Source organism: Filimonas zeae (assembly GCF_014641615.1).
GTDB lineage: Bacteria > Bacteroidota > Bacteroidia > Chitinophagales > Chitinophagaceae > Filimonas > Filimonas zeae.
This window is the reverse complement of the sequence record NZ_BMIB01000002.1, coordinates 823,080-839,685: the sequence shown is the minus strand read 5'-3', so window position 1 is coordinate 839,685 and position 16,606 is coordinate 823,080. Positions and strand designations below refer to the sequence as shown.

The 16,606-nt window shown below is 47.0% G+C and carries 16 protein-coding genes; 15 read left to right on the top strand and 1 reads right to left on the bottom strand.

Features of this window, described 5'->3' with window-relative positions; all coding sequences use genetic code 11:
• The first annotated feature begins 103 nt into the window (after positions 1-103).
• The 7 genes from IEY13_RS10125 to IEY13_RS10095 are packed head-to-tail and all read left to right on the top strand — an operon-like array spanning position 104 to position 8,256.
• Positions 104-1,411 (top strand): SWIM zinc finger family protein, encoded by a 1,308-nt coding sequence (locus IEY13_RS10125; RefSeq protein ID WP_188951862.1) that lies wholly within the window; start codon positions 104-106, stop codon positions 1,409-1,411.
• A gap of 23 nt (positions 1,412-1,434) precedes the next feature.
• On the top strand, positions 1,435-2,901 hold the full coding sequence (locus IEY13_RS10120) for a DUF5691 domain-containing protein (protein WP_188951861.1): 1,467 nt from the start codon (positions 1,435-1,437) through the stop codon (positions 2,899-2,901).
• Positions 2,902-2,909: 8 nt separating this feature from the next.
• Complete coding sequence (locus IEY13_RS10115) at positions 2,910-3,989, top strand: ATP-binding protein (protein WP_188951860.1); 1,080 nt, start codon at positions 2,910-2,912, stop codon at positions 3,987-3,989.
• Complete coding sequence (locus tag IEY13_RS10110; RefSeq protein ID WP_188951859.1) at positions 3,989-6,247, top strand: DUF5682 family protein; 2,259 nt, start codon at positions 3,989-3,991, stop codon at positions 6,245-6,247. Before IEY13_RS10115 ends, IEY13_RS10110 begins: the two co-directional genes overlap by 1 nt.
• 15 nt (positions 6,248-6,262) lie before the next feature.
• Positions 6,263-7,405 carry a VWA domain-containing protein gene (locus IEY13_RS10105; protein WP_188951858.1) on the top strand — a complete coding sequence of 381 codons (1,143 nt, stop codon included), beginning with the start codon at positions 6,263-6,265 and terminating at the stop codon, positions 7,403-7,405.
• A gap of 21 nt (positions 7,406-7,426) precedes the next feature.
• Positions 7,427-7,858 (top strand): hypothetical protein, encoded by a 432-nt coding sequence (locus IEY13_RS10100; protein ID WP_188951857.1) that lies wholly within the window; start codon positions 7,427-7,429, stop codon positions 7,856-7,858.
• Positions 7,855-8,256, top strand: a complete 402-nt coding sequence (locus IEY13_RS10095) for a DUF6334 family protein (protein ID WP_188951856.1) — start codon at positions 7,855-7,857, stop codon at positions 8,254-8,256. The genes IEY13_RS10100 and IEY13_RS10095 overlap by 4 nt, the downstream gene beginning before the upstream one ends.
• Positions 8,257-8,287: 31 nt before the next feature.
• Here the strand turns inward: IEY13_RS10095 and IEY13_RS10090 are convergent, their stop codons facing one another.
• On the bottom strand, positions 8,288-8,965 hold the full coding sequence (locus tag IEY13_RS10090) for a hypothetical protein (RefSeq protein ID WP_188951855.1): 678 nt from the start codon (positions 8,963-8,965) through the stop codon (positions 8,288-8,290).
• Between the two features lie 135 nt (positions 8,966-9,100).
• Here IEY13_RS10090 and IEY13_RS10085 point away from each other — a divergent pair, with 135 nt between their 5' ends.
• From IEY13_RS10085 to IEY13_RS10055, 8 genes are all read left to right on the top strand, one after another.
• Complete coding sequence (locus tag IEY13_RS10085; RefSeq protein WP_188951854.1) at positions 9,101-9,364, top strand: hypothetical protein; 264 nt, start codon at positions 9,101-9,103, stop codon at positions 9,362-9,364.
• A 230-nt stretch (positions 9,365-9,594) separates the two neighbouring features.
• On the top strand, positions 9,595-10,356 hold the full coding sequence (locus tag IEY13_RS10080; protein WP_188951853.1) for a hypothetical protein: 762 nt from the start codon (positions 9,595-9,597) through the stop codon (positions 10,354-10,356).
• 105 nt (positions 10,357-10,461) lie between these two features.
• The gene (locus tag IEY13_RS10075; protein ID WP_188951852.1) at positions 10,462-10,884 is read left to right on the top strand and encodes a DUF4279 domain-containing protein; all 423 of its coding nucleotides are present in this window, start codon (positions 10,462-10,464) and stop codon (positions 10,882-10,884) included.
• A 60-nt stretch (positions 10,885-10,944) separates the two neighbouring features.
• Positions 10,945-11,421 carry a hypothetical protein gene (locus IEY13_RS10070; protein WP_188951851.1) on the top strand — a complete coding sequence of 159 codons (477 nt, stop codon included), beginning with the start codon at positions 10,945-10,947 and terminating at the stop codon, positions 11,419-11,421.
• 100 nt (positions 11,422-11,521) lie between these two features.
• Positions 11,522-11,647 carry a hypothetical protein gene (locus IEY13_RS30310; RefSeq protein ID WP_262891971.1) on the top strand — a complete coding sequence of 42 codons (126 nt, stop codon included), beginning with the start codon at positions 11,522-11,524 and terminating at the stop codon, positions 11,645-11,647.
• Between the two features lie 87 nt (positions 11,648-11,734).
• A complete protein-coding gene (locus IEY13_RS10065) occupies positions 11,735-13,237 on the top strand; it encodes a coiled-coil domain-containing protein (protein WP_188951850.1) in 1,503 nt (500 codons plus the stop codon).
• Between the two features lie 52 nt (positions 13,238-13,289).
• The gene (locus IEY13_RS10060; RefSeq protein WP_188951849.1) at positions 13,290-14,921 is read left to right on the top strand and encodes a hypothetical protein; all 1,632 of its coding nucleotides are present in this window, start codon (positions 13,290-13,292) and stop codon (positions 14,919-14,921) included.
• On the top strand, positions 14,897-16,585 hold the full coding sequence (locus IEY13_RS10055) for an RHS repeat domain-containing protein (RefSeq protein ID WP_188951848.1): 1,689 nt from the start codon (positions 14,897-14,899) through the stop codon (positions 16,583-16,585). The genes IEY13_RS10060 and IEY13_RS10055 overlap by 25 nt, the downstream gene beginning before the upstream one ends.
• The last annotated feature ends 21 nt before the right edge of the window (positions 16,586-16,606 follow it).

Here is a 16,606-nt window from a genome sequence, read left to right as displayed (position 1 = left end):
GCGGTTCCTGCCAATAACCTGTACATATCTTTTATAGCCTGTACAAGGTGTAAAGGGTGCAGCAAGCGGCTGCTTTTGCTATATTTGGCCAAACAAATATCCTTTGCAACTAACCGAAGAACAGGTGCTGGCGCTTGCGCCGGATGATGCGTCCCGCAAGGCCGGTAAAGACCTGGCTAGCCCCAATAAATGGCTTACCAAAGCCACCGGGCCGCAGGCGCTCTGGGGCGAGTGCCAGGGTAGTGGCAGCAAACCCTATCAAACCCAGGTTGATCTGGCAGGCATGGCTTTTAAATGCAGCTGCCCCAGCCGTAAATTTCCCTGTAAACATGGGGTGGGTTTACTTATCTTATATGCATGCAATGCAGCATCCTTTACACCGGCTGAACCGCCGGCATGGGTCAATGAATGGCTGGCCAAACGCTCGGAGAAGGAAGAAAAGAAAGCCGATAAAAAAGACAAGCCGGTAGATGAGGCAGCGCAGGCGAAACGCTTGCAGGCCCGCGAGCAGGGCGTGGAAGACGGACTGGCCGAGTTGCTGTTATGGATAAAAGACATAGTACGCAACGGTCTTATAGGCGTTCCCGAAAAAGATCCTGCCTTTTTTTCCAATATGGCCCGCCGCATGGTAGATGCCAAAGCCACCGGGCTGGCTGCGTTGGTGAAAACCGCAGGCAATACTAATTTTTATGCAGAAGGCTGGCAGAGCGGGTTTATGGATTTGCTGGTGCGTATGTATCTGCTTATTACCGGTTTTACCCACCGGGCACAACTGCCTGCTGCTTTGCAGGAAGATGTGCGCAGCCTGATAGGCTTTACCCAGAGTCAGGACGAGCTGAAAGCACAAACCGGTATTACAGATACCTGGCTGGTACTGGGCAAACAAACTACCGAAGAAGACAATCTTACTGTAGAGCGCAACTGGCTGTATGGTATACAAACCCAACGCAGCGCGCTGGTATTACAGTTCAGTGTAATGGGGCAGGGTTTTACCTATAACCTGCTGCCGGGTACTGCTATACAGGCAGAGCTCGTGTATTATCCTTCCACGCAACCTTTACGGGCTATTATCAAACAACAGCAGGGTACGGGGCAGGCTCCCGTTCCTGCCATGCTAAATGGCTGGCAGCAGGTGGCAGAAATAGAAGCCACGCTCCACAGCACACTTCCTTTCAGCAGTGAGCGCCCTTATATATTACAGCAGTTAACGCCGGTGCAATACCAGGGCCGGTGGTGCCTGGCCGATCAGCAGCAGCATATCATGCCCGTTACACCAGGCTTTGCGGGTATCTGGCAACTGCTGTCGGTAAGTGGCGGGTTACCGTTAGATATGGCGGTAGTGGGTAAGGAGCATGCGTTTGAGCCACTCGGTATATGGAGTAACGGGCAGTATATAGGTCTGTATCATTAATCAATCACAAACGTATTCAGCAAATGGAAATGTGGAATACCATTGTACAAACAGCCATGCTGGGCACCGCCAAAAAGCCGGTGCCGGTAAGCGACCTGGGAACGCAGGGAAGCATCGTTGCAGCGAATGATACCTTAGACAGGGAGGAGCAGTTGCTGCAACTGGCTGCGCTGGCTTTCAACTACCGGCAGGCAGGCGTACAGCCTTTATATAAAGAGGGGGTAGGTATTACACCGGCACCCGCCGAAGAAAAAACATACTGCAACCCTGCCGCAGCGCAGGCATTGAAAGAGGTGCTGGACGAAGATAGTATAGGCTTGCTGCAGTTATGGCTGCAACAGTGCGTGCGGGCGCAACAACTATTACCGCCGTTGTTGTTACCGGCGCTGCTGCAAAAATCTGTACAGCAAAAAACATTACGCCCCGCAGTGGAGCTGTGCATGGGTAACCGGGGCCGCTGGCTGTGCGGCTTTCATAAAGAATGGCTGGCTTTGCCTGCTATGTCAGAGGAAGACCGCTGGCAAACCGGCACACCCGATATGCGTAAGCAGGTGTTACAGCAGATAAGGGAAACCGATCCTGCAAAGGCGCTGGAATGGCTACAGCAAACCTGGCCGCAGGAAAATGCAGGTACCCGTGCTTCCCTCCTCAAACTGCTGCACACGAATATATCAGAGCAGGATCTGCCCTGGCTGGAAACCTTATTAACTGATAAAAGTCAGAAGGTAAAAGACGAAGCCCTATTGCTGCTGCAAAAACTGCCCGGTTCTACCGTTATACAACACTTCTGGCAGCTGGCGCAGCAGGTCATCAGCTTATCGCCTTCCGGCATCAGTATACAGTTACCTGCAGAGGTAGATGACCGTATCTACGAACTGGGTATTGATAAAACAGCCGGTAAAAACAATCAGGCCGATGAAGCCGGCATTATTTATCAATTATTCAGCTTTATTCCGCCGCAATACTGGGAGGGCTTTTTTGCTCAAAATGCCGAAGGGGTATGGCGCTTATTATCAGCAAAGCCACATACGGCAGCGGTACTGCCTGCTATAGGCCTGGCGGCGGGCCGGTTTAAAAATGCAGACTGGGCCGAACTGTTTACGACCGATGATCAGCGGTATTATCCGGAGTTGCTGCCACTGCTTACGCCTCAATTGCGCGAAGCCTATCTGCTGGCGCGTTTCAGCGAGGTGGGAGAGATGGCGGTTACCTGGCTTACAGAGCATACGCAGGAAGAGTTGTCGCTGCCGCTGGCCAAAGCGGTGCTGGGGTATACCTCGGCCAACCCTTATTTGTATACCCGCATTTTTTACAATAAAAATATCCGGTTGTTTCCGGTGGCGGTAGCGGCTGAGCTGGCTGCCTGTGCGCCGGCCAACGAATATCAGCGCAATGCCTGGAACAATACCTGCGAATATATCCGGCGGCTGCTACAGTTAAAACAAACGATTATACATTCATTTCCTTCCTCCTTATCATTCATAAAATAAACGCACCTATGTCACAGGTATTACGTGGTCATGCAGAAGATTTATACGCGCTGGAACTGGAAGAGCTGAAAAAGCAGGACAGCGGCAGGCGCCCCGCCAACTGGCAGCTTACACCGCAGTCGGTGGTTACCTATCTCGTTGGTGGTACGTTATCCAACGGGTTTGAAGTAAGCCCCAAATACATCGGCAACCGCCGTTTAATGGAAATAGCCGTAGCAACCCTCACTACCGATCGTGCCCTGCTGTTGTACGGTTTACCCGGCACTGCCAAAAGCTGGGTGAGCGAACACCTGGCAGCAGGCATCAGTGGCGATAGTACGTTGATTATACAGGGCACCGCCGGTACCAGCGAAGAAGCTATCCGCTATGGCTGGAACTATGCACGCCTGCTGGCCGAAGGGCCCAGCGAAAAAGCATTGGTAGAAACACCGGTGGCCCGTGCTATGAAAGATGGCAAAATAGCCCGTATTGAAGAGTTGACCCGCATAGGGGCCGATGTGCAGGATACGCTCATTACCATTCTCTCCGAAAAAACATTACCCGTACCGGAACTGAACACCGAAATTCAGGCGGTACGCGGTTTTAATATCATTGCTACAGCCAACAACCGCGATAAGGGCGTGAACGATTTGTCCAGTGCCTTAAAGCGTCGTTTCAATACCGTTATACTGCCGGTGCCCGATAGCATGGAAGAAGAAATGGATATTGTAAAACGCCGGGTAGAAAGCTTTGAAAAAGTGATGGAAGTGCCTGCCGAGCCACCTGCATTACAGGAAATTCGCCGTATTGTAACCATCTTCCGCGAGCTGCGGAGTGGCGTAACCATCGATGGCAAAACCAAACTGAAAACACCCTCCGGTACACTCAGTACTGCCGAAGCTATTTCGGTGGTGAACAATGGTATGGCCATGGCCGGCTATTTTGGTGATGGTCGTTTAACGGCCGAAGACCTGGCAGCGGGCATTACCGGTGCTATATTAAAAGATCCGGTGCAGGATAAAGTGGTATGGCAGGAATACCTGGAAACGGTGGTGAAAAGCCGGGAAGACTGGAAAGATATTTACCGGGCCTGTAAAAACGTGCTGTAATGAATCATATACTGGGTATACGTCACCACGGTCCCGGCAGCGCCCGCAATGTTAAGGCGTTTCTGGAAGCGGTGAAGCCGGATATCGTGCTGATAGAAGGGCCACCCGAAGCGGATGAACTGCTGCGCTGGGTGAGCGATGAAGGCTTGCAGCCGCCCGTGGCTATTTTGCTGTATCAGGCCGATGCCTTACAGCAATCGGTGTTTTATCCTTTTGCAGAATTCTCGCCCGAATGGCAGGCCATGTTATACGCACGGCAACACAACATTCCCGTGCGCTTTATGGATCTGCCGGTAGCGCATACGTTTGGCATACAGGCGCAGGAAGGGCAGGAGCCCGCTGTACCGGTAGCTATGGCTACAGAAGCACCGCCAGATGCAGAACTACCCGCTGTAGAAGTGCCGGAAACAGAAGATATATACGGTAACGCCCCGCTCCGCTGGATGGCGCATGCAGGTGGACATACCGATTCTGATAAATGGTGGGAGCATACGTTTGAAAACCGCGTCAGTAACGAAGAAGTGTTTACGGCGGTAAGTGAAATGATGCGCGCCGCCCGGGAAGATAAACCGGTGAAAGACCGGCAGGAACAACTGCGCGAAGCCTGGATGCGTAAAACCATACGCCAGGCGCAGAAGGAAATGTATACCGAAGTAGCGGTTATCTGTGGTGCCTGGCATGTACCGGCGTTAACACAAATGCCGCCGCAGAAAGAGGATAATGAACTGCTGAAAGGCCTGCCTAAGGTAAAAGTAGAATGCACCTGGATACCGTGGACCTACAGCCGCCTCAGCTTCAGCAGCGGTTATGGTGCAGGTATCAACAGCCCCGGCTGGTATAGTCACTTATGGCATTATCCGGAAGATGATGGCACCCGCTGGATGGCCGGTGTAGCCAAACTGCTGCGCGAAAAACAGATGGATACCTCTGTAGCGCATATTATAGAAAGCGTACGGCTGGCCCATAGTCTGGCTGCATTACGCGGTTTAACCAAACCCGGTCTGGAAGAACTGAACGAAGCCACCCTCAGCGTAGTATGCCACGGCGAGCCTATGCTGATGCAGCTGATTAAAGAAGAACTGATCGTCAGCAACCGCATCGGTACCCTGCCCGCAGGTATACCCAAGCCACCGTTGCAGGCCGATATAGAAAAATGGCAGAAAAAACTGCGGCTGCCTGCTACGGCAGCGTGGAAAGATTATACGCTGGACCTGCGTAAAGAAACTGATCTGGAACGCAGTATGCTGCTGCACCGGCTGCAACTACTGGGTATACATTGGGGCAAGCCTTCTGGGGTAAGCGGCAAAGGCACGTTTAAAGAACAATGGCGTTTGCAGTGGAATCCCGAACTGGCTATCGATATTATTGATAAAGGCAACTGGGGCAATACCGTAGAAGCTGCTGCCACTGCTTACGTAATACATCAGGCCACAACCGCTGCTTCGTTGCAGGTGCTGTGTACTTTGTTGCAACAGGCGTTACCGGCAGAACTGCCACAGGCCGTGGAGGCACTGATAGTACAGGTGACCAACCAGTCTGCGGCCACCGGCGACGTAATGCAGCTGATGCAGGTAATAGCTCCGCTGGTTACCGTAAGCCGGTATGGCAACGTACGTAAAACAAATGCGGCGCTGGTTACCGGTATTGTAACGGGTATGATTACCCGGGTATGTATCAGCCTGCCTGGTGCCTGCACCGGCATTGCCGATGATGCTGCCCAAAAAATGCTGGCCCTGTTTCTGGAAATGAACAATGCCATCAGTCTGCTGCAACAGCATGATAGCACACGCGAATGGCAGCAAACCCTGCAACGCATAGCAGGCAGCAATTCTACGCATCCGGTAATAGCCGGTTACTGCACCCGTTTACTGGCCGATTATAAACTGCTGGAAGGCGAAGCATTGGTGAAAGTGTTTTACAGTGCCGTATCCGCTGCTGTAGCGCCCGCATTGGCTGCCGCCTGGATAGAAGGCTTTTTAAAAGGCAGTGGCACGCTGCTGCTGCTGGATGCCGATTTGTGGCTGGTGGTGAACGACTGGGTAAAACAACTGCCGGAAGAAAGCTTTATTCAGGTATTACCGCTGTTGCGCCGCACCTTCTCGCACTATACCACACCAGAGCGTAGAAAGCTGGGTGAAAAAGTAAGGCAGGGCGATACTCCAACCGGCAACCGTACAGCAGAACAAACGGTAGATGCCGCCAGGGGCGAACGGGCACTGCCGGTTATTATGCAATTACTGGGCTATCCTGCCCTTTAAAACAAACTGACACCAATGACACCGGAAGAACAACATATACGCAAATGGCGGCTGGTACTGGGGGGCGATGATAATGATGGTACCGCTATGCAGCTGGAGAAAAACGATCAGCAGATTGACAATGCTTTGTCGGCCCTGTACGATAGCGACCGCAAAGGTGGCCTCGGCCCTTCCTCCCCCAATGTAAGCCGCTGGCTGGGCGATATCCGCAGCTTTTTTCCCAATACCGTGGTACAGGTAATGCAGCAGGATGCCCTGGAGCGCCTGAACCTTACCCAGATGCTGTTTGAAAAAGAGATGCTGGAACAGGTAGAGCCTGATGTACATCTGGTTGCCACGCTCATGAGCCTCAGCAAGGTAATACCCGATAAAACCAAAGACACCGCCCGACAGGTAGTACGCAAAGTGGTAGATGCCCTGCTGCGCAAACTGGCGCAACCCATGCAGCAGGCCGTTACGGGCAGCCTTAACCGCAGCGTGCGCAACACCCGCCCACGGCATAACGAAATTAACTGGCATACCACCATCCTCAAAAACCTCAAACACTACCAGCCCGATTACAAAACCATCATCCCCGAACAACGCGTCGGCTACGGCCGCAGACGCAGTGCCTTAAAGGATGTGGTGCTATGTATCGATCAGAGTGGCTCTATGGGTACCTCTGTGGTATACTCCGGCATCTTTGGCAGCGTAATGGCCAGCATACCCGCCGTAAACACCCGCATGGTGGTATTTGATACAGCCGTAGCCGATCTTACGGAAGAACTGAATGATCCGGTAGACCTGCTGTTTGGCGTACAACTGGGCGGCGGTACCGATATTAACCAGGCACTTACGTATTGCCAGCAGGTAATTACCCGTCCGCTGGATACGGTACTGGTATTGATTACCGACCTGTACGAAGGTGGCGATGAAAAAGCCATGCGCAAAAGAGCCGCTGAACTTACCGAAGCCGGTGTGCAGGTAATTGTACTGCTGGCGTTGAACGATGAGGGAGCCCCTTTTTACGATGCCAGTAATGCGGCGTATTTTTACAGCCTGGGCATACCCGTGTTTGCCTGTACGCCCGATCTGTTTCCCGATCTGATGGCAGCCGTGTTAAGCAAACAGGATATTACCGGCTGGGCAGCGAAGGAAGATATTGTGTTGAAGAAGTAAGTATACTACTAAACCCCTGATATGAACAAAATGAACAAGCTGCTGCGTTGTGTGCCTTATGTGCTGGTTGGCATTATTCACTTGTTTGCCTGGGTGCAGATCCTGGCAGGTGCCAACGAGCCAGGGCTCCGGCATTACCTGGCTTTATTGCTATTGGCAATAAATGGAGTGCTCTATTTCAAAAAACACCAGCAGGCACTGATTCTTACTGCGCTGATTTTGGTTTTGTCTTCTCTGAACCTGATTGAATTGTATACTTATACAGGCTGGTACAGCTGGTTTGTAAGGCTTGGAGGGTGGGAGGTTTCCTTGCCGGGGCTTCAATGGAAGTCAGTGGGTTTGTTGTTGCTGTATGCCCTTATGACGGGTCGTTACTGGGTAAACAAATATATGGATAAGAAATATGGAAAGCTGGAAACAAGTGAGCAGGACGTAAATGGCACCTCGTTATGATGCAGGAAATAAGGGATAGACTGGATGGTGAAATTGTGCGTGCTGTTCATATTGAGCGTTGTGAATATGACGATGAAGTAGATGATCCGCCTCATTTTGTGGAGCGTATGGTGTTGGAAACGGATAACGTAGCAGTAGAAGTAACGGTGGATGCTGATACTGACGAACTGATTGTACAGTGTGGGGAGAAAGGTGGGTTTGATTTAAAACCAAATGCACAATCGCACCGTTTTCCGGAACTATTGGATAAATATATTATCGGTGTTTGGTTTGCGGTAAATCAGAAAGGGTACTTTGATCTGTTCGCGCTGGGGGTAGACGAGTTTTTACCGAATGTAATCATCAGTTGTCAGGCTTCTTCTTTATATATCAGGCTTGCAGGTGCTGCCATAAAATAAAAAGCCCTGTAAATGCCGGTAACTGATTTTCTTATTGTCTTGCCCGTAACAGATGCCCATATGTTTGCAGTAGCGATGTGCTGTCTTTGCTAAGGGTGTCTGTTATCTCTGGCTTTATATGCAGCAGATAATATTCGCTGCTTACTATTGATTCCGCTTTTTCCGGTTCTACACCATCTTCTATACTACCGGAGGTGTCATCCGTTAATTGATATAGTGTATTGTCTTTGGTGCGGATGAGCCAACTGTTTATCGTCTCCCAGTCACCTGCGTCTCCCCAATTATAGGCTATATCGCTTTTAAAGTGTAGCTGCCTGCGGGTATGGTTAAATACCAGTAATACTATGCGGTTGCTCCAATAATCTCCGGGTACGCGCGCAATCAAAGCGGTGTTGTCGGCATCCAGCGCAAATTTGCTTATTGCAAAACTGGAATCAACCCCGGAAATTTCTTTAGGAAATAGTGCAGTCATAGCACTATCCAGACCAATACCCATAAACGGCGAATCTCCGTTTTCCAGATCGGGCGGGCTCACTGCCAGTGTATCAAAGTTTATTTCTGTAAACTTCGCCAGTAGCTGGTCGTAGGAGGTGCCAAATGTAAGCGGTGGAGACGCTGCTGTAGCTGCTTCATTTGCGTTTGCCTCTTGTTGCTGTGTGTCACAGCCCGATAAGCTTAGTAAGAGTAGTATAAAGAAAACGTTGCGCATGAGTGTTTGATAAGGGTACGTGAAAATAAGATAAACACCCTAAATCCGGCATTGAATTTCTAATTTGCTGCCTGTAACCCTTAAGTTGACTCACCTGTTTACTCAGGGGCCTTTAAAAAATGAAAATAAAGCGGTATGAAGCAGGAATATTTCAAATTCAAAAAATTGTTTACAGGGTTCGGATGTTCTTTTGGTATGATAGGGGTAGTCGTGGGCATTCTTTCACTGGTAGAACTAGTACCCGTGAACATTAATGGAAAACCTTATTATGGAATGAAGGGTTTGTGCGGAGGAGTTTTGTTTGGAGGAATGGCAACCGTTTCGATGACCTGTTTCAGCTATATTTTTCTGAACATAGGGGTGTTTGTATTCAATTTGTTTAGCGGCCAGCAGCGATAAAACGCAATTGAAAATGGATACAGAAATCATGTAGAAGTATTCAAAAAGGTATGAAGAAGATAATGGTAATTATACTGTTGCCGTTTTGGGTAAAAGCACAACGATTCAATACGGCATGGATTAATAATTGCAGAAGCTGCAATGTTTTTTTGGTTAAGGTTTTTATGGATACTGATAGCATTAGTAGCCAGGGGTTCAGTGGTAAATTGCGGAATGGAAAAATTACTGAATTGAACAGGTGGCATAATAACGAACTTGAATGGCGTGGCCAATATCAGTATGATTCTAAAGGGCGTGAAATAAGAGAAGTCTCTTTTGATCCCGTGCTGAGTAAAACACGTACTACCAAAACGTTGCTTGATGTAAAGGGGCGAACCGCTGGGGTAGTGGTGTCATCTGGTAAAAGGATGATAGAAAGAGCCAGGTTTACTTATTTCGGAGATTCAGCTGTTTTTACCTGGTTTGAGGCCGGGAGGAGCAGGTTGGCTAAGAAGGTTGAATTGAGAGATAAATGGCAACGTTTGGTGGCTGTTAAAGAAAATGGTTTTTCTGACGATCCGGCAGATGCCTGTAGAGATTCTATTGTTTATAGTTCTAACATATCTGGCGACTCCGTTATCAGCGTTTTTTCGTTTCAGAGCAGTAGTTACTGTTTTGACTGTCTCAGAGATGTTGAGGATAGCGTTTTCGATAAAACTACTAAGCAGTTAAAGCGGATAGTTGGGTCGTGGGAAGGGGAGGTAGATACTATGTATTATCACTACTATGATAGTGCTGACTGTAAAATTGTTAAGCGGTATACAGGTGGCCAGTTAACCCGGTATAACATAGACAGGGAGGTTAATGGAGCTTTTTTACCTATTATGCAGTATGCCAAATGGCACAATCATCTTTATTACTACGATGATAAGAATCGTACCCGAAAGGTGGTTTATCAGTATGGATATCCCGTTGTATGTAGTACGCGTACCTATGTTATCAGTTATTTCTAAAATAAGTATGCCGTTCATGAAAGGTTGTGTTGTGTTGATATTGTTGCTGGCGTTTAATGAGAAAGTGAACTGGTAAACGTGAGGTATTAGTAGACTTGAATTAATATGGTTGAAATTAAATTGATATTTTCTGTTGTTGGGGCTTCACTTAACCCTTTAAGTTTGAGTGAAGTAATTAAAATAGCAGCTACCAGATACTGGTTCAAAGATGATGTAATACCCAACAGGGCGAAACTGATAAGAAGAAAAGAAACTTGCTGGGAGTATGCTTTTGATGTTTTGAATACGCTGGATGTAAATGAGGTGACAGGGATGTTTTTATTGAAATTTGATTCTGTGCTGGAAGCATTGGCATTATACATTAACGGGAATAACCTTGAATCAAAATTGTCTCTTGTCGTTAAAATGTATGGTGAAACACCTGCAGTTCAATTTGATAAGGAATTTCTGAAAAAAATAGCTCAAATAAATGCTGAATTAGAAATTGATCTTTATATGATTGATGAAAATGATAAATCAGACGTTTAAGCTTAAGACCCTTATTGCATGGCGCTATTAAAACTGTTTTATACAGCTATAGAGTACAACATGAAATATCTTTTTTTTCTGTTCACATGCCTGGTTTCTCCATTATTGCTTACAGCTCAGTTGACCAGACTGGAGCACGCTGATAGTTTGTTCAGCACGTATAAGCAGCCGGTTATTGATCAGAAAGTATACGACCAGTTGCAGCAGGATGAAGCGGCAATTTACATTGGGTGTTATTATGCTACTGATAACAGGGGTAAAATAACATCTCAGCGGCTATTCCCACTTGATGGAATAGGCAATGATTACCTGCTTACCGATACATTGTGGAAGTCTGTGCTATCATCAATGAAAGAGGCGGCGGATAAATGGGTATTCAAGCCCATTGTATGGAGTACGAAAAATAGCGCGCTGGATGTAATAAACAAAAACCCGGCACAGCGCCCGTTTTCCGGTCGTTCGCATTATTTCGTCATTTTTGAATTGTCCGGCGGGCCAATGCCGGCCATTCACAGAATCAGTTTCAAAAAAATATAGCAGTCTCTATAGTCGTAAGAAAATACGTAAGGGTGAATAAACATTTACCCGATGTACCTGCTGCGGAAGTGGTGGTGAAGAAGGGGTTGACCTGGGCGAAATGCAAAAGCAATTACTGAAGAAAATGGAAGAAATGACCTTGTATATGATTGAGCAGGAACGCCGGTTGAAACAACAGGAAGCCCGTATTCAACAATTGGAGCAGCAGCTCAAAATAAAACCTTAGCAAAAGTGTAGGTAACCAATGGCCGTTTTTTTAAGGAATTCCAGCTAAGAATCGTTACTTTGTACTAACCCAACTTAAAAAATACGCATGTCGTTATATTCTACACTAAATGCTAACTGTATAAAAAGCTGCCTGGTACTGGTTTGTTTTTTATGTGTAGCCGCCAGCCGGTTGTCCGCACAGTCCGACAGCAGTTTGCAGCAGATCAGCAAATCGTACGATCAGTTGAGTACTTCCACCTTAAAAAAGCTGGAATCTAAATACGCAGGCCTGGAGAAGCTGGTACAGAAAAAGTCTGAAAAAATGCTGGCCCGCATGAAGCAAAAGGAGGCGAAACTGCAGAAACAGCTGGAGGGTAAAGACAGTGTAGCCGCCAAACAATTACTGGCACAGCAACAGGAAAAGTATAAACAGCTGGAAGCGAAGCTCAAAAACACAGCTGGCAGCACCAGTGCCAATCCACTCAAAGAATATATTCCCGGGCTGGACAGTCTGCAAACCTCTATGCGTTTTCTGGAACAGGCAAAAGGTAAAATTCCAGGTTTGCCGGCTGATAAACTGGAGCAGGTGCAGGCACTGAATCAGCGCCTGAAAAGTTTGCAAACGCAAATGCAGCAAGCCAATGATATCAAGTCGTTTGTTAAAGACCGGCAGCAGCAGCTTACATCCCAGCTGAGTAAGTTCAATATGGGCAGCCAGCTTACCGGTATCAACAAAGAAGTCTACTATTATCAGCAACAGCTACAGGAGTACAAAACGCTCATCAACGACCGTAAAAAGCTGGAGCAAAAAGCATTGTCTGTTCTACGCGAAACACCCGCTTTTAAAGATTTTATGAAGCAGCACAGTTATCTGGCTCAGTTGTTTCCTTCTTCTCCCGGCAGTAGCAATGGCGCCGGGCTGGCAGGTTTGCAAACCCGCTCACAGGTAAATCAAATGATCAGCGATCGGCTGGGCAGTGCAGCCAGTGGGGCTGCCGGTGCAGCAGGGGGTAGTAATCCGCTGCAGGCACAATTGCAGCAGGCGCAGGGCCAGCTGGATCAGTTGAAAGATAAAATCAATAAAATGGGGGGCGGCAGCAGCGATATGGCTATGCCCGAAGGTTTTAAACCCAACGGACAAAAAACAAAAAGCTTCTGGAAGCGTATTGAGTATGGTGTTAACCTGCAAAGTCAGCGCAGCAGCAACCTGCTGCCTTCTATCAGCGATATCGGATTATCACTCGGATACAAACTGAACGATAAAGCCACCATCGGCGCAGGCGCCAGTTATAAACTGGGCTGGGGGCGTCCTTTTAACAATATTAAATTCACCAGCGAAGGCGTAGGCCTCCGTTCCTATATCGACATTAAAGCCAAAGGCAGTATCTGGATCACGGGCGGGTATGAGCTCAATTACCTGCAAAGCTTTGGTAAACTGGAAGAAATCAGTAACCTCGATGTTTGGCAAAAAAGCGGTTTGATTGGTCTCTCCAAAAAATACAAAATCTCCAAAAAACAGGGCAACATGCAGTTGCTGTGGGATTTCCTCAGTTATAGCCAGAAGCCGCAGAGCCAGGCTATTAAGTTCCGGGTAGGGTATACGCTCTAAACTGTATACTCTTTTTTCAACCTTAATTCCTTTATATTTTATACCATACTATATGAGAATAGCTGTCTTATTTGTACTCCTGCTATCCGGGGCCGTAACCCAAATGTGTGCGCAAACCAGTTTGCCGGCATTATCTAATAATGCAATACCCAGCATCATTCCCCCTGCGCCGGAAGCGTTTGCATTAACACGATACGGGAATAATCCTATTGGTCTATCTACCGGAGCTGTACAATACAGCGTACCCTTGTATACTATCAGTACAGGAACTTTTTCTATGCCATTGTCTGTTAGCTATAGCTCTAACGGACTAAAAGTAGATGAAGTAAGCGGAAGGGTAGGTATGCAATGGAAAATGGATTTTGCCGGTATTATTACCCGAACAGTTATCGGCGATCCGGATGAATTGCCGTCTTATATGTCTCCTACCAGTGATGTGTTTAGCAATGAATTCTACGATTTCCTTCGCTTTGTGGGGCCCGGTGGAAACGGAGCCAAATCTTTTCAACCAGATATATTTACTTATGCCTTTCCAGGTTATTCCGGCAAATTCATTATTCATGAGGGAACCATTGTGCAGATTCCTTACAATAACCTGAAAATAGAAAAAACAACGTTAGACTTTACCATTACAACACCCGATGGAATCTTGTATTCTTTTGGAAATGGTTATTACGATGGTACTCTAAGTAGTTCAGCTGGCGGTAACTCCGGTGTCTGTATACCGGAAAATGGTGGTTCTGTTCAATCCAACAGCTGGTATCTCACCAGTATCCGTTTAACCAATGGCGATCTTATCAACTATATATACGAATCTATCCATCCGTCTAACGGGTTACAAACAGTTAAATATCTTACCGGTGTAAACCAAACCTATACTTTTTTACCGAGCAATCGTTTTCAGAATCCACCGTTAAGTTATGTGCCCATTCAGCCGGTGCAAACCTGTTTTCAGTTGAGTGAATATACCAGTGTGGTGCTGAAAGAAATTCAGTTCCCGGGAGGGAAAGTGAGTCTTTCGTACTCAGGCAGGGAAGATATTATGGGGGAGAAAAAGCTGGATGTCTTGCAGGTTACCAACCAGGCAAATCAGGTAGTAAAGCTTTTTGGGTTTAACTATGAATACTCTTTTTACGGTAATACAGACTACGATATCGGGGTTCCTTTACAGCCCACTATTCAGGCTGCCTATCCCGAATTACGCAAACGGCTGTTTTTAACCAGGGTTGAAGATCGTACGCAGGATGTGCTTGCCTACACATTTGAGTATGAGAGTATTCATTCGTTGCCGCCCCGCCTGAGTTTTGCGCAGGATTACTGGGGCTTTTTCAATGGTATTAAAAACCAGTCGCTGTTTCCGGCATATACCTACGCGGGGCAGTTTAATGAAGGGGGGTATGATGTAGGGGCCGATAGAATGGGTGTTTTTGAGCACAGTTGTAAAGGAATGCTGAAGCGTATAACGTATCCTACAGGTGGTTCCACCAGTTATGAATATCAGCCGGCATTTAAGGCCGATTATCAGGTAAACAAGCTTTCCTACAATCATATCACCTTTTACGGTAACACCGCTTCCACGTACACCCGGTATGTGTCTGGTAACTATACTTTTAGTCAGAATCGTTATGCCAAAATCCGGTTTTCCTGCAGCGCTACGCCTTGGCAGGGCAAACCGTATACCTAAAAATCCTACCTCCCGATGCAGATCCTTATAACGACTGGATTACACCACTTTATTCCACCTGGGCAAACATTAATACGTCTTTTGATTTCAATTTTTTAAATCTGTATGGGGCTGCTTTCAAAATTGTGGTGTATTCAGCGTATCCTCTGCCGGTTCATTTTGATGTAAACATTGACAACCCAGATGATCATGCTGTTCGCCCCTTAAAACCTGTAGGTGGCGTAACAGTTAAATCTGTTGCAGATCATGATGGTGCAGGCAATCTGGTAAATCGCCGGAATTTTATCTATGAGTTTGGTACTAACCAACCCGATTTACTCATGAGTTATTTTCCGGATAACCTGTCAGACGAAGGACTGTTTTATACTACCATCAGAGGTACAGAAAACGATTATTTCTTTTACATGTATCAGATTATGTCCAATACCACTTACGGAATGTATGTAAACGATTACTCCACTATCACTTTCCCCAAAGTAACAGAACAATGGGTGGATCAAAATGGAATAGTTACCGGTGGCATAGAGCATGAGTATATGGCAGGTGGAAAAAGCAGGCCTGTGTCTTTTGGTAATAAGGTAATTCCGGATTATGTGCATGAGTATAGTTCAGCTATACCCGGTGGCGCACAAAGCAGTAACGGCGATTTGCATAATGGAAAAGAGCTGACAACCCGTACTTTTAAAATGGTGGGCCAGGTAAAAAGATACATGAGCGAGACGGTGAATCATTATTCTACAGAGCCTTCTACCGCTTTTACAGGAACCTATTATGCCGTACAGCAACTGATATCGCGTCCTTATTATGGGTATGAAGCTGGTGTTCCTTACTTTGCCGATTATAACGTAAGCCGGTATTATGTGTATTCCAACTGGCTAAAACTAGATGAAACCATTACCACCACTTATACCGATGCGGGTGAGGCACTGCAACAAACACAACAGTTTCAATACGCCAATACTACACACATGCAACCTACCCTGGTTAAAACATTCAATAGTAAGGAACAGATAAAAACCGTCATTAATAAATATCCGCACGATTTTGCTGCTACCGCACCTTACGGTGATATGGTAAGCCGCCATATTATTACACCGGTGGTAGAACAGACACAACGCAATGAAAGTATCCTTTTGCAGGAGCTTGCCCGCACCAAAACCAATTATAGCTATCTGGGACAAAATACCTTGTTCCGTGCCGCCAGTATTGCCAGTTCCATAAAAGGTAATGATCTGGAAACAGATGTCAGCTTCGACCAGTATGATGATAAAGGAAATGTTTTGCAGTATACAGGCAGAGACGGCGTAATTACTTGCTTTGTATGGGGCTACAATAAGCAGTTTCCGGTAGCAAAAATTATCGGTAAAGCCTATGTGGATGTAATAAACCAAAGCGGTGTTAATATGAGTATTGTCAACAGCCCCGCCACGGATAATGCATTGCGCACAGAACTCAATAAAATACGGACATTGTCTAGCTGTCAGGTTACCAGTTTTACCTATGCGCCGTTGGTGGGCATGACCAGTCAGACCGATCCTGCAGGGCGTATTACTTACTATGAATATGATGCTGCCGGAAGGCTGCATTTGGTGAGAGATCAGAGCAACCATATTGTAAAAATGATTTGTTATAATTTTTATGGCCAGCCTGTAAATTGTAATTAACCTTAAACCCAAAGCAAAATG

What these genes read in the sequence shown, in the direction of transcription:
- IEY13_RS10095 (WP_188951856.1), top strand. Translation starts at nt 7,855, where the DNA reads ATGATGCAGGAAATAAGGGATAGACTGGATGGTGAAATTGTGCGTGCT.
- IEY13_RS10065 (WP_188951850.1), top strand. Translation starts at nt 11,735, where the DNA reads ATGTCGTTATATTCTACACTAAATGCTAACTGTATAAAAAGCTGCCTG.
- IEY13_RS10115 (WP_188951860.1), top strand. Translation starts at nt 2,910, where the DNA reads ATGTCACAGGTATTACGTGGTCATGCAGAAGATTTATACGCGCTGGAA.
- IEY13_RS10100 (WP_188951857.1), top strand. Translation starts at nt 7,427, where the DNA reads ATGAACAAAATGAACAAGCTGCTGCGTTGTGTGCCTTATGTGCTGGTT.
- IEY13_RS30310 (WP_262891971.1), top strand. Translation starts at nt 11,522, where the DNA reads ATGCAAAAGCAATTACTGAAGAAAATGGAAGAAATGACCTTGTATATG.
- IEY13_RS10075 (WP_188951852.1), top strand. Translation starts at nt 10,462, where the DNA reads ATGGTTGAAATTAAATTGATATTTTCTGTTGTTGGGGCTTCACTTAAC.
- IEY13_RS10090 (WP_188951855.1), bottom strand. Translation starts at nt 8,965, where the DNA reads ATGCGCAACGTTTTCTTTATACTACTCTTACTAAGCTTATCGGGCTGT.
- IEY13_RS10120 (WP_188951861.1), top strand. Translation starts at nt 1,435, where the DNA reads ATGGAAATGTGGAATACCATTGTACAAACAGCCATGCTGGGCACCGCC.
- IEY13_RS10085 (WP_188951854.1), top strand. Translation starts at nt 9,101, where the DNA reads ATGAAGCAGGAATATTTCAAATTCAAAAAATTGTTTACAGGGTTCGGA.
- IEY13_RS10110 (WP_188951859.1), top strand. Translation starts at nt 3,989, where the DNA reads ATGAATCATATACTGGGTATACGTCACCACGGTCCCGGCAGCGCCCGC.
- IEY13_RS10105 (WP_188951858.1), top strand. Translation starts at nt 6,263, where the DNA reads ATGACACCGGAAGAACAACATATACGCAAATGGCGGCTGGTACTGGGG.
- IEY13_RS10060 (WP_188951849.1), top strand. Translation starts at nt 13,290, where the DNA reads ATGAGAATAGCTGTCTTATTTGTACTCCTGCTATCCGGGGCCGTAACC.
- IEY13_RS10070 (WP_188951851.1), top strand. Translation starts at nt 10,945, where the DNA reads ATGAAATATCTTTTTTTTCTGTTCACATGCCTGGTTTCTCCATTATTG.